This window comes from Kitasatospora sp. NPDC023120 (assembly GCF_055560835.1).
Genome location: NZ_JBVHHY010000007.1, coordinates 1 through 12,948 on the forward strand (window position 1 = coordinate 1; position 12,948 = coordinate 12,948).

Annotated in this window: 9 protein-coding genes and 1 pseudogene; 5 read left to right on the forward strand and 5 right to left on the reverse strand. The window is 71.7% G+C overall.

The window, feature by feature from the left end; genetic code table 11:
* The coding region (locus ACZ3TI_RS12015) for a GDP-mannose 4,6-dehydratase (protein ID WP_465726067.1) at positions 1-416 on the reverse strand (416 nt) is incomplete at its 3' end.
* Between the two features lie 220 nt (positions 417-636).
* On the opposite strand from ACZ3TI_RS12015, the gene ACZ3TI_RS12020 reads away from it, so the two are divergent.
* Positions 637-1,635, forward strand: coding sequence for a GDP-L-fucose synthase family protein (locus ACZ3TI_RS12020; protein WP_465726069.1), 999 nt, complete (start codon positions 637-639; stop codon positions 1,633-1,635).
* A gap of 57 nt (positions 1,636-1,692) precedes the next feature.
* Complete coding sequence (locus ACZ3TI_RS12025; RefSeq protein ID WP_465726071.1) at positions 1,693-2,619, forward strand: hypothetical protein; 927 nt, start codon at positions 1,693-1,695, stop codon at positions 2,617-2,619.
* Between the two features lie 67 nt (positions 2,620-2,686).
* Here ACZ3TI_RS12025 and ACZ3TI_RS12030 read toward each other — a convergent pair whose 3' ends face one another.
* On the reverse strand, positions 2,687-3,694 hold the full coding sequence (locus ACZ3TI_RS12030) for an FkbM family methyltransferase (RefSeq protein WP_465726073.1): 1,008 nt from the start codon (positions 3,692-3,694) through the stop codon (positions 2,687-2,689).
* Between the two features lie 39 nt (positions 3,695-3,733).
* Positions 3,734-4,537 (reverse strand): glycosyltransferase, encoded by an 804-nt coding sequence (locus tag ACZ3TI_RS12035; RefSeq protein ID WP_465726075.1) that lies wholly within the window; start codon positions 4,535-4,537, stop codon positions 3,734-3,736.
* 254 nt (positions 4,538-4,791) lie between these two features.
* Here ACZ3TI_RS12035 and wecC point away from each other — a divergent pair.
* Positions 4,792-5,967 (forward strand): annotated as a pseudogene (wecC, locus tag ACZ3TI_RS12040) (UDP-N-acetyl-D-mannosamine dehydrogenase); the annotation flags it as partial.
* Here the strand turns inward: wecC and wecB are convergent.
* The gene (gene wecB / locus ACZ3TI_RS12045; protein ID WP_465726077.1) at positions 5,872-7,179 is read right to left on the reverse strand and encodes a non-hydrolyzing UDP-N-acetylglucosamine 2-epimerase; all 1,308 of its coding nucleotides are present in this window, start codon (positions 7,177-7,179) and stop codon (positions 5,872-5,874) included. The pseudogene wecC and the gene wecB overlap by 96 nt on opposite strands.
* A gap of 201 nt (positions 7,180-7,380) precedes the next feature.
* Between wecB and ACZ3TI_RS12050 the strand changes: the two genes are divergently transcribed.
* Both ACZ3TI_RS12050 and asnB read left to right on the forward strand, forming a co-directional pair.
* Positions 7,381-9,663 (forward strand): bi-domain-containing oxidoreductase, encoded by a 2,283-nt coding sequence (locus ACZ3TI_RS12050; RefSeq protein WP_465726079.1) that lies wholly within the window; start codon positions 7,381-7,383, stop codon positions 9,661-9,663.
* The gene (asnB, locus tag ACZ3TI_RS12055) at positions 9,663-11,570 is read left to right on the forward strand and encodes an asparagine synthase (glutamine-hydrolyzing) (protein ID WP_465726081.1); all 1,908 of its coding nucleotides are present in this window, start codon (positions 9,663-9,665) and stop codon (positions 11,568-11,570) included. The genes ACZ3TI_RS12050 and asnB overlap by 1 nt, the downstream gene beginning before the upstream one ends.
* A 194-nt stretch (positions 11,571-11,764) precedes the next feature.
* Here the strand turns inward: asnB and ACZ3TI_RS12060 are convergent, their stop codons facing one another.
* A complete protein-coding gene (locus ACZ3TI_RS12060; RefSeq protein WP_465726083.1) occupies positions 11,765-12,937 on the reverse strand; it encodes a hypothetical protein in 1,173 nt (390 codons plus the stop codon).
* Positions 12,938-12,948: the final 11 nt, after the last annotated feature.

Below are 12,948 nucleotides of genomic sequence, written 5' to 3' on the forward strand. Positions count from 1 at the left end.
TCGTGCTGGGGTGGGGGTGTGGCGCCGAACATCTCGGAGCTGGAGGCCTGGTAGAAGCGGCAGGCGAGGCCGGCGTTGCGGATGGCTTCGAGCAGACGGACGGTGCCCAGTCCGGTGGTGTTGCCGGTGAACTCCGGCTCGTCGAAGGAGACGCGGACGTGGGACTGGGCGGCCAGGTGGTAGACCTCGTCGGGCCGCACCTCTTGCAGCAGGCCCACCAGCCGCGTGCCGTCGGTCAGATCGCCGTAGTGCAGGAACGGCCGGTCCGTCCCCTGCCTGTCGTCCCGTCGGCGGACGAAGTCCGGCACCCGGCGGGCGGTGCCGTGGACCTCGTACCCCTTCTCCAGCAGCAACTCAGCGAGATAGGAACCGTCCTGGCCACCGATGCCGGTGATGAGCGCCTTCTTGACTGCCACCACGCACTCCCTACTGGGCGTAGACCTCGAAATCCGGTGCCGCCGAGTGCGCCTTCCGGCGAAGGTCCCCTGACGGCATGCCAGATTAGGGCAGGGCGACGAGCGTTCAGGGGAAATGTTGCGTTGTGTCCTCTTCGTGGAAAACCGTACTAGGTTGAGGGGACGTGACCCGTCACCCGACACGGCCCTTCGGCCTGCCTGAACGGTTTCCAGGAGTCTCATGAACACGACCATCATCGGGGCGCCGGCCGCCGCGCCCCACCGTCCACTGGAGCGCTCGGACCGGATCTTCGTCGCCGGACGCCGGGGACTCGTGGGCTCCGCGGTGTGGAGACGACTGAGCGCCGCGGGATTTTGCGCACTACTCGGACCCGACTCGACGGAGCTGGACCTGAGGAACCGCCCGGCGGTCTTCGACTGGTTCTCGCGGCACCGGCCGCACGCGGTCGTCCTGGCCGCCGCACGGGTCGGAGGGATCAGGGCCAACGCGACCCAGCCCACCGAGTTCGTATCGGACAACCTGCGGATCCAGGTCAACGTCATGGACGCCGCCTTGCGGCACGGCGTCGAGCGGTTGCTCTTCCTCGGCTCCAGTTGCATCTACCCGAGACAGGCCGCCCAGCCCATCCGGGAGGAGTCCCTGCTGACCGGGCCCCTGGAGGAGACCAACGAGGCCTACGCGATCGCCAAGATCGCGGGCATCATGCAGGTGAGGGCCGTACGCAGACAGCACGGCCTGCCGTGGATCTGCGCCATGCCGACGAACCTCTACGGCCCGGGTGACAACTTCCATCCCGAGCGCTCGCATGTACTGCCGTCGCTGATCAGGAGGTTCCATGAGGCCTACGCCGAAGGAGCGCGGAAGGTCGTCAACTGGGGCACCGGCACCCCGCGCCGGGAATTCCTCCATGTCGACGACCTCGCACGGGCCTGCCTGGTCCTCCTCGAACGATACGACGGGGACGCGCCCGTGAACGTCGGGACCGGGGAAGACCTCACCATCCGCGAACTCGCCGAGATGGTGGCGTCCGTCGTCGGGTACGAAGGCGCGGTCGAATGGGATCCGCTTCAACCGGACGGGACGCCGCGCAAGGTCCTGGACATCTCCCGGATCACGGCGCTGGGATGGAAGCCCGAGATTTCCCTGCTGGACGGGGTCCGCAGCACCTACGCCTCGTACGTCCGGCTACTTCGAACGAGCGAAACTCGGGGGCGGTGAAATGCCGCCGTGCCCGCCGAGGGGTGCATCGCCGGGTCTCCTTGATACGGTCCCCGAGTGCTGAAAAAGGCTGTCATGGGTCTGGCTCAAAGGGTCGTCGATCGAGGAGTTCAAGCCAGGATCGACGAACTGCGCTTCTCGATGGGAGTCATGGAGAGCCGGCTGGCGAGTCTGCTGCCGGATCCGCGGCACCTTCGGGACGCGGAGTTCAAGGTGTTCTCACAAGGGGGCGAGGACGGAATCCTCCAGTTCCTCGTGTCCCGGCTCTCCCCGCCCGAGGTCTTCGTCGAGATCGGGGTCGGTGACTACTCCGAGGCGAACACTCGGTTCCTGGCCATGAAGGACAACTGGCGCGGTGCGATTTTCAACGGCGGAACCGCGCACATCGACTTCCTGAGACGCAGCGGAATGGCATGGCGCTGGAGCATCTCACCGGTCTCGGCGTTCGTCACCGCGGAGAACGTCGACGAGCTGATCCTGAAGACCGGGATCAAGGGTGAAGTCGGCGTGCTCTCGATCGACATCGACGGGGTCGACTACTGGGTGTGGCGGGAGATCTCCGCGGTATCCCCGTGGATCGTCGTCGTCGAATACAACAGTGCCTTCGGCTCCGAAAGGGCGGTGACCGTTCCCTACCGCCCCGATTTCACGGCGTTGGCAGCGCACCACACCGGCTCGTACTTCGGTGCGTCCCTGGCGGCCCTCCATCATCTCGCGGCCCGACTGGGCTACCGCCTCGTGGGCGTCGGCAGCAACGGCGTCAACGCGTTCTTCGTGCGCGAGGACGTCGCCGGAGGCCTCTGGAACCTGACCCCGGGGGCCGCCTTCGTGCGCTCGCGCATCCGGACCGCTCGCGGTCCGGACGGCGAGCTGACGTACACGGGCGACGACCACGAGCAGGTGCTGCGGGCGATGCGCGATCTCACCGTGCACGTCGTGGACGAGCGCAGGGACGTGCCGATCGCCGCGGCCTTCGGGGTCTGACGGTCACGGTCGCGGTCGCCCGTGTGACGACCGCGACCGTGGCCGGCGGGCTTCCCGCTGGCGTGGATCAGCGGGAAGCGGCGGCCATGCCGTCGAAGAAGGTCCGCTCCGCCGCACTGGCCTGCTCGAAGAGCTCGGCATCGTCGCGGTGGAAGGCCGCGATGTCGTAGTACGAGCCGTTTCCGTGGGTCAAGGTGTAGCGACCGAGGTCCTCCCACACGTGCGGCTCGGCGATCCGCGTGACGAGCAGGAGTTCGCCGGTGTTGGCGTAGACGAGGGCCCCTTCGTACCCGGCCTCGGCGAGCGCCGTGATGGCGCGGTAGGGGTTGTCGTCCCCTGTTCTGGCGGCCCACAGGGGAGCGAACTCGAAGAAGACGACAGGACGCGCACGAGCGAGCAATTCCCTGTTCGCCACGATGATGCGCGGATCCGCCCCGTCCGTGTCGATCTTCACCAGGCCCGGAGACGAGAAGCGCGCGTGTGAACCCAGGATGGTCGGCAAAGACCGCAGCGGGCGGGCCGGCTTCGGACCCGACGCCGGAGGGACCAGCGCGGCGGTACCCGCTTGCCGTACGACGGTGTGCATGCGGTCGGTGTCGTCGTCGGTGGCCACATACGCCTCCTCGATCTCGACGTCGCGCAGGTGCTCCACGTTCCGGCGAAGGAGGCCGAGGAAAAGCTCATCACCCTCCACACAGAGGATCGGCGCCGTCGCCGCTGCCCGCATGAGAACAGCGGTGTCGCCGATGTTCGCACCGATGTCCACGATCGTGAGGTCCCGACGCGCCGCTGCCGACATCGCGGTCAGGCGTGCCAGGTTCTGCGAATAGTGCGGTGATGCGGAGAGAATGATGGGCAGGTCATGTGACAAGGGCATCACGATGTCCCGTCCCGCGATTCGGCAGGTGACGAGCGGATCGCCGTGCTCCGACCAGAACCGACGAGTGAACCGGGCGGAGGATTCGATGACTCGACGACCGAAGGAGCCGTTGTGTGCCGCTGTCGCGCATTTCAGCAACGCCTGGGCAACACTGTTCGGCGTTGCTTTTCTCGGCATTGTTGCAGAATTGGTCATGCGGGAAACGTAGCAGAGACCGTATTCCAATGACGGTCGTTACCGGCCGGCGATTTTCGTGAAGGCGGCCCACCCCCGGCTGACGCAGCGTGCGACCGGCCACCAACGGTCCTCCGAGCGGCGGGCCTTCGGGCCGAGGTAACGGCGCATGACGCGCCGTCCCTCGTCCTGTGGGTCGGGGTTGCTCGCCGTCAGCGACGTGGCGTGGACACGGAAGCACCCGAGCTGCCGCGGCAGGTAGGCCATCCGTCCGCTGCGGCGCAGACGCAGATGGAGATCGAAGTCCATCGCGTAGCGCAGGGTGGGATCGAGCGGGCCCACCCGCCGCACCGCCTCGCGGCGGTAGAGGGACCCGGGCTGGCCCACCCAGTTCTGGCCGTACTGGAAGAACCAGGAGGCGAACGTGCCCGGCCGCATCGTGTAGAGGGCGCGTCCGACCGAGTCGATCACTCCGACCTGGCCGTACACCATGCTGGCGGCAGGGGTCCGGTCGAGTTCCCCCTGCGCGGCGGCCAGGCTTCCCTCGGTGAGCAGGTCGTCGTCGCCGAGCCATGCCAGAAACTCCGTGCCGGCCCCGTGCCAGCCCTGGTTGATCGCGTTGCTGAGCCCCCGCCGCTCCTCGACGAGGAAGCGGCAGCCGTGCCGTTTCGCCGCCTGGCGAAGGAGGGGAGCGGCTCCGGCAGGTCCGACGATGACCAGGTCCACGGGCTCGTCCTGCTGTCCGATCGAGGCCAGGCATTCTTCGAGATAGCCCGGGCGTTCGCCGTTGGTCGGCACCACCATCCGCACACGCGGAAAGGCACGGAAGCCCACCGCACCGCCTCCGATTCCCGTCATCGACATGTGTGTCCCTGCCGTAGTGCTACACCGAACAAGGCGGTGTGCCGAGGGTGACACGGCGCTCGGCCCGGAAAATCCCTCGTCGGGACCGGACGGCGTGCCGGCCACCGGTTCAGGGGAACCGGTGAGTTTGCCGTCCGCGCGGCGCGCTTGTCGGCCGATGCGTGCCCTGCCGGTCCAATCTGTGCGGGCCGTCCTGCTCTCCGTCACGCCCTCGGCCCGGTTCACCCCGGCACATCCGGAAAGGAAATCGCCCGGTGTTCTCCACCGTCTGCGTCATCGGCCTTGGCTACATCGGCCTGCCCACCGCCGCCGCCATCGCCACCAAGGGGATCGACGTCATCGGTGTCGACGTCAACCCCGCCACCGTCGACCTCGTCAACGCCGGCCGCGTCCCCTTCGTCGAGCCCGACCTCGCCGTGGCGGTGAACGGGGCGGTCGCCACGGCGCGGTTGCGGGCGACCACAAAGCCCGAGCCCGCCGACGCCTTCGTCATCGCCGTGCCCACCCCGCTCCAGGACGACCGCACGGCGGACCTGTCGTACGTGCGCGCCGCCGCCGCCTCGGTGGCCCAGGTGCTCAAGGAGGGTGATCTCGTCATCCTGGAGTCGACCTCGCCGCCCGGGACCACCGTGGAGCTGTCCCGGTGGCTCGGCGAACACCGGCCCGATCTGACGTTTCCGCACGAGAGCGCGGGTACGCCCGACGTACGGGTGGCACACTGTCCCGAACGTGTCCTGCCGGGTCGGACGATGACCGAGATCGTGACCAACGACCGGGTCGTCGGTGGGGTCGGCGAGGGCTGCGCCGAGCGGGCACGCGCTCTGTACGAGGTGTTCACCAAGGGCGAGTGCCTGCTCACCGACGCCACGACCGCGGAGATGGCCAAACTCGGCGAGAACGCCTTCCGTGACGTCAACATCGCCTTCGCCAATGAGCTGGCCATGATCTGCGACCAGCTCGGCATCGACGCGCAGGACGTCATCGACCTGGCCAACCGGCATCCCCGCGTGGACATCCTGCGCCCCGGGCCGGGGGTCGGCGGGCACTGCATCGCCGTGGACCCCTGGTTCATCGTCTCCGCCGCGCCCCGGCAGGCGCGGCTCGTCCGGCTCGCCCGCGAGGTCAACGACGGGCGGCCGGATCACGTGCTCGCCGAGGTGCTCGACACCGCCGGGCGGTTCAAGGACCCGGTGATCGCCTGCCTCGGCCTGGCCTTCAAGGCGAACATCGACGACCTGCGCGAGAGCCCCGCCCTGCAGATCGTCACCGAACTGGACGAGCGGCGGGCCGGCCGGCTGCTGGTGGTGGAGCCCCACATCCGGGAACTGCCGGAGTCACTGGCACGCGCGGGCGGGGCCGAACTCGTCGACGTCGCCACCGCCGTGCGCGACGCGGACGTCGTCGTACTGCTCGTGGACCACGACGCCTTCCGCGGCGTGAAACGGACCGCGCTGCGGGGCAAGGCCGTGTTCGACACCCGCGGGTTCTGGCACTGACCCGGTGCCGCCGAACTCCGCGGGGCGCTCGCACAGCCCCAGCCAGTGGCCGATCGCGCGCACGGTACGGTCCGCCGCGCGCCCGTCGCCGAAGGGGTTGACGGCCGTGGCCATCGCGGCGTACGCCGCCCGGTCGTGCAGCAGCCGCCGCACCTCCTTCACGATGCGCTCCCGGTCGGTGCCCACCAGCCGTGATGTGCCCGCCCGCAGGGCCTCGGGCCGTTCCGTGGTGTCCCGCATGACCAGCACCGGCTTGCCGAGGCCCGGCGCCTCCTCCTGGATGCCGCCGCTGTCGGTGAGGATCAGGTACGCGCGGTCCATCAGCCGGGCGAAGACGCCGTAGCCGAGCGGCTGAGTCAGCCGTACGTTCTCCAGGCGCTCCACGTGCGGCAGGATCGCCGCGCGTACTGAAGGGTTGGGGTGCAGCGGCAGCACGATGAGCAAGTCCGGCTCACTGCGGGCCAGGTCGGCGAGGGCGCCGCCGACGGCCTCCATCGCACGCCCCCACGACTCCCGGCGGTGGGCCGTCACCAGCAGGACCCGGCGGGCGGTGTCGTCGAGGTCGGCCAGCGCCGGGTCGTCGAAGCGCGTCCCGCGCCCGACGGCCCCGTGCAGGGCGTCGATGACCGTGTTTCCCGTGACCACGACGGACGACGGGGCGACGCCTTCGCGCAGCAGGTTGTTGCGCGCGTGCGGGGTGGGTGCGAGGTGCAGGGACGCCAACTGGGTGGTGATCCTGCGGTTGACCTCCTCGGGGAAGGGCGCGTACCGGTCGTCGGTCCGCAGGCCCGCCTCCAGGTGGGCCACCGGGACGTGGTGGTAGAAGGCGGCGAGGGCCCCGGCGAACGCGGTCGTGGTGTCGCCCTGTACCAGCACTGCGTCCGGGGGTTCCTCCCGGAGCAGCGGGCACAGCCCGTCCAGGACGCGGACGGTGATGTCCTCCAGGGACTGGCCGGGGGTGAGGATGTCCAGGTCGTGATCGGCGTCGATGCCGAACAACGTGTGCACCGGGTCGAGCAGTTCGCGATGCTGGCCGGTCACCGTCACCGTCGGCCGGAACATGGCGGACCGGTGGAGTGCCTCGATGACGGGGGCCATCTTGATGGCCTCCGGTCTCGTTCCGTACACGACCATCAGTCGTTTCACCCGAGTCTCCTTAGCCGAGGGCGCCGGACGGTGGCGGCTCCAGCGAATCGGTCTCGCGTGACCGCGCCCGTGAATGTGGGCGCGCGTTCACCCGGCCGTGTGGGCATATTGCGCCGTCTGGCCTATTTCGCGCGTGAATCAAGGACCCTGCGCCCTACGGTTCGCCCGTGGCCGTAACTCCCTCCCCGTAAAGGCAGGAAAGTGAAGACAGTGCTCCTGTCGCCGCGCACCGGTTCCATCACGGTGGCGGACGTTCCCGCCCCCGAGGTGGCCGCCGGGACAGTGGTCATCCGCAACGACTGGTCGCTCATCAGCGCGGGTACGGAGCGGGCGACCGTCTCCACCGGCGCCAAGGGCCTGATCGGCAAGGCGCGGCAGCGGCCCGACCAGGTGGCCCAGGTGATCGACAGCGTGAAGCGGGCGGGGCTCGCGAACACCTACCGGACCGTCAGGGACCGTCTGGACCAGCCGGTGCAGCTCGGCTACTCCTGTGCGGGGACGGTGCTGCGGACGGGGGAGGGCGTCGACGACATCCGTGCGGGAATGCGGGTGGCCGCCGCCGGGGCCCGTTACGCATCGCACGCGGAGATCGTCGCGGTGCCCCACAACCTCGTGGTGCCGGTGCCGGACGGGGTGGACACCCGGTGGGCCGCCTTCGCCACGGTCGGCGCCATCGCGCTCCAGGGCATCCACCAGGCCGAGGTGGTGCCCGGTTCCAGGACCGCCGTCATCGGGCTCGGCCTGCTCGGCCAGATCACGCTCCGGCTGCTGCGGGCCTACGGCTACGACGCGGTGGGCATCGACCCCGACCCGGCCATGGTGACGCTCGCCGAGTCAGCCGGGCTCGCCGCCTTCCCACGGGAGGCGGACGGCCTGCCCGGCCTGGTGCTGCGGCGCTGGGCGGGCGCCGGCGCGGACGCCGTGCTCATCACCGCGGCCACGCCCAGCTCCGACCCCGTCGAGTTCGCCGGCCGTCTCGCCCGTGACCGTGCCACCGTGGTGGTCGTCGGTGACGTGGGCGTCGCGCCACCGCGGTCGTCCTACTACCACAAGGAACTGACGGTCCGTTACGCTCGGTCCTACGGCCCCGGCCGCTACGACCCCCGCTTCGAAGAGGGCGGCCAGCCCTACCCCGAGGGCTATGTGCCGTGGACGGAACGGCGCAACCTGGCCGAGGTGCTGCGGTTGCTGGAGACAGGCGCCCTGGACTTCGCCGGCCTCAAGCCGCGGGTCTTCGCCCTGGAGGACGCGGCCGACGCCTACGAGGCGCTCAAGGCGTCGCCCGGCGGACGCAGCGTCGCCCTGCTGCTGCGCTACCCCGGCACCGCACAGCTGCCGTTGCCGCCGGCCCCGCGGACCGCGCCCCGCACCTGGACCGCCCCGCGCGGCACGCCGCGGATCGCGGCCATCGGCGCGGGCAACTTCGCGACGCGGACGCTCTTTCCCGAGCTGAAGCGCGGAGCCGGTGTCACGTTCTCCTGGGTCGCCGGCGCACGCGGGCCGTCCGCCGCGCACCAGGGCCGGCGGTGGGGGTTCGGCCAGGTCGCGGACAGCGTCGACGCCGGTCTGGCCTCGGGCGAGGCGGACTGCGTGATGGTGCTCAGCCGCCACGACAGCCACGGCCGGTACGCCGCCCGGGTGCTGCGCGGAGGCAGGGCCCTGTACTGCGAGAAGCCGGTGGCCCTGACGGAGGCGGAACTGGAGGATGTCGCCCAGGCGTGGTCGGCCTCCGGCGCCCCGGCGATGGCCGGGTTCAACCGGCGGTTCGCGCCCGCGGTCGCGGACCTGCGGGCCGCGCTGCCCGCCAAAGCACCGCTCCAGGTCGTCTACCGGGTGTTCGCGGGTCGCCTCCCGGCCGACCACTGGTACTTCCACCCCGAACAGGGCGGCCGTCTGCTCGGCGAGGTGTGCCACTTCATCGACACCGCCGGCTTCCTGGTGCCCGGGCGGCCGGTCCGGGTGCGGGCCCTCGGCGTGGACGCCGCGGACCCCGCCACCGCGCAGAGCGTCACCCTCCAGATCGCGTACGACGACGGCTCGTCCGCGTCCGTCGTGTACGGGGGGCTCACACCGCCCGGCGCGCCCAAGGAACTCCTGGAGGTGGCCGGCGACGGGGTGGCGGCCAGGATCGACGACTTCCGCACGCTCACCGTGTGGAAGGGAGGCAGGCCGCAGACGACCACGTACCGGGGCGCGCCCAAGGGGCATGCGGCGGAGATGCGCACCCTCGTCCGGCTGGTCCGCGGGGAGACGCTCGCCCCCGGCACCGCTGCCGCCGCCGGCTTCGCCTCGGCGCTGGAGAGTTCCCTCGTCACCTGTCGTGCGGCCCGCTCGCTCACGGAGGACCGGCCGCTCGACTGCGCCCCTGCCACACCGGCCCTGGCCAGGGCCCTTGGGCGCCCGCAGCTGCCCGCCGCCGGCACTGACGCCGGGGCCGGCGCGGGCGGGCCGACGGACGGCCCGGCTGTCGCGGAGGTGCTGTGATGTGCGGCTTCCTCGTCCTGCTGAACGGGGCCGCGCGGAACCGGTCGCAGTCGGCGCCGGACCCGTGCGCGGCGCTGGCCCACCGCGGCCCGGACGCCAGCGGCCACCGCGCCCTCGCCGGCCCCGGCTGGCGGGCCGTGCTGCACTTCCGCCGGCTGGCCGTCGTGGACGTCGCCCCGAGGAGCGACCAGCCCTTCGGCTCGCCCGAGCGGGGCGTGCTGGTCTACAACGGCGAGGTCTACAACGCGCCGCACCTGCGCGAGCTGCTGCGCAGGCGGAACGTGAGGTTCACGACCGAGGGCGACACCGAGGTCCTCTACGAACTGCTGCTGCAACCGGACGCACCCCGGCTGCTCGACCAGGTGGACGGCATGTTCGCCTTCGCACTCGTCCTGCCCGACGGAGAGGTGCGCTACGGACGTGACCGGCTGGGCGTCAAGCCGCTGTACGCGGCGTCGGACGCGGCGGGGCGCATGGCCGCGCTTGCCAGCGAGATCGAACCGCTGCGGGTCGCCGGGCTGACCGGGGACGCCGACCCGGTCGCCGTGGCGAAGGGTGCCATGTTCCTGTGGACGCCGCCGCCGCGGACCGGATGGCAGCGCGTGCGTGCCGTACCGGCCGGGACGGTGCTGTCCCGGCGCGCGCCCGGGTACGACGAGGCGTCGACCTGGTGGCGCGCTCCCGCCCTCGCTCCCGCCACGGACATCGGCGCCGCCGTCCGTGAGTCGGTCGCGCGCCAGGTGCGGGCCGATGTGAAGGTGGGACTGCTGCTCAGCGGAGGTCTGGACAGCACCTGGCTGGGCGTGGAACTCCTCAGGGAGGGATTCACCGGACCCGCCTTCGCCGCCAGGTCGCGCACGGCGGTGGCCGGCACCGAGCCCTTCGAGGACGACGCACCCTACGCCGCCCGGGTCGCCGACCACCTGGGCCTGCCGCTGACCTGGGTCGACCTGGACGTCGACGTGCTGCGCCGGATCCCCGAGCTGGTGACCGCCATGGAGGTGCCGTTCGGGGACCCCGCCGCTGTCGCCCTCATGCAGTTGTCCCGCGCCGCCCGCGGCAAGGCGACCGTACTGCTGTCGGGACTGGGCGTCGAGGAGCTGTTCCTGGGCTACGAGCGCTACCAGGCCGTACTGCTGCTGCAACAGCTTCCCGCCTGGACGCGACCGACCCTCGGCGCCGCCACCCTGGTCCCGGCGCCCCGGCGTTACCGGGGCCGCGTGGACAAGTTCGGGCGGCTGCTCCAGCTCGGCCCCCGTGACTGGGCGTGGGCGACGCAGGCGTACTACTCCCGACAGGAGTGGGCGACGCTGTCGCCGTGCGTGGGCCTGGACGAGGTCACCGAGCAGCACCGTGAGGTGGCGGGCGGCGTGCTGGATGCGGGTGGGACACCTCTGGCGGCGCTGGCGGAGTGCGACCGGCGGCTGTTCCTGCCGGGGCTGAACCTGCTGTACGGCGACCGCGCGTCGATGCACGCGAGCGTCGAACTGCGGGTCCCGTTCCTGGGAGAGCCGGTGGTGGCCACCGCTCTCGGCGCCGCAGTGGAGGAGCAGCTGCGGATGGGGGACGGCAAGGCGCGCTTCCGCGCGGCCGCGGTGGCCGCCGGCGTGCCGGAGTTCGTCGCCCGGCGCCCCAAGACGGGGTTCGGGGCGCCGGTACGGTCGTTGTTGCGCGAGCACGGGGACCGGCTGTGGAGGGAGGTACGGCGCTCCCCGCTGTTCGACGACCTCTTCGACCGGTGCGCGGCGGACCGTCTCGTCGCCGACCATGTGCACGGCCGGCGTGACCGGGGACTCGCCGTGTTCGGGCTGCTGTGCGCGGCCGTGTGGTGGGAGCGGTACGTGGCGGGCGGTGCGGGGCGGGCGGCGGAGGCCCTGTCGGGTTTAGAGCCGTCCGTGGTCGGCTGACCGGGGGCGGGCGGGGGTGTGGTCCGCCTCGGCGGGACGGCGTGCGGGGGGCGTCAGGCGGCTCCGGGGGAGCGGTCGTCCGGACCTCGCCGGCCGGTGTCAGCAGCGCTGGCGGGCGGCTGCGGGCGGACGCCGGACGTCCTTGTGTGCCAAGAGGCGGTCGCCGTCGACCGCCCCGCCGGGGCGACCGCGCGCTAACCGCCCGGCAGCACGGTGTGCAGGGCGGTCAGTGCGTCCAGGAGGGGGGCGGCGCTCCAGCGGGGTGACTCCCACAGGGCCCGATTCCTCCGCGAGGTCATGCCGGTGCCGAGGCCGGGATAGCGGCCCACGACCGCCGCCAGCACCTCGCCGGCGAAGTCGGTGCCGGTGAGGCCGCGTTCGGCCGCCCACGCCGCCATCCGCACCGCCGTGGCGTCGTTGTTCGGGTCCCGTCGGGTCCGGGCGTCCGCGAAGTAGCGGGGAAGAGGGCCGTCGAAGAGGTGCCGCAGATAGTGGTCCGCCCCGCGTTCGAGCGCGGCCCGCACGTCCATGCCGAGCAGCGTCGCGGCCTGGTCGAGGCGCAGCAGCACGTATCCGGTGTGGAAGCCGTCCACCCAGTCCAGGCGCGGTCCCGGGCCGTACGGCCACGAGCCGTCGGGGCGCTGGCCCGCCAGGCTCACCTCGACCGCCCGGCGGGCCGCCTCGGCCAGCCGGTCCGCGAGGGCGGCGGGCAGGGGCGTGGTGCGGGCCAGGCGGGCGGCGAGCGCGGCGCCCATGAGGTTGGCGTTGTGGACCAGGACGCCGCTGGTCGGGGTGTAGGTGAAGAACTCGCCGTTGTGCAGGTGTTCCAGCAGCCCGCGGGCGAGCCTGCCCACGCCCTCGTCACCGAGGGTCCCGCTGTCCAGGCAGCCGTCCGCGCAGAAGGTGGTGGCCACCAGGTTGGGGACGCAGGCCGGGTAGTACGCCCAGCGGGTCTGCACGTCGAACTCGTAGCGCCACAGCCCGGCGTAGCGCCCGGACAGCTGCTCTGCGGCCGTCCACCGGCCCAGGCGCAGGGCGCGCTCGTGCCACACCGGGGACGCGGAGAGCCGGGCGCAGGCACCGGCCGCGCATCCGGTGGCCGTGGCGGTGCGCAGCGGGCGGATACCGAGGGCGGGTCGCAGGTCGGCGGGGCTGCGTTTGACGGTCTGTAGGAGCGCCTGACGGAGCACACGGTGCACGGCCAGCCGTCCCAGCGGTCCGGTGAGCCCGTCGTACGGGTCGGGGCCCGCCCAGGTGCGGGCGTCAGCCCACTGGAACAGCCGGTCGGCCAGGACGAGCACATCGGCAGCGAACCGGACGGGGCGGTCCGGCGGTACCGGGGGGACGGGGGCGACTCTCGACGGCATCGGCCCTCCCC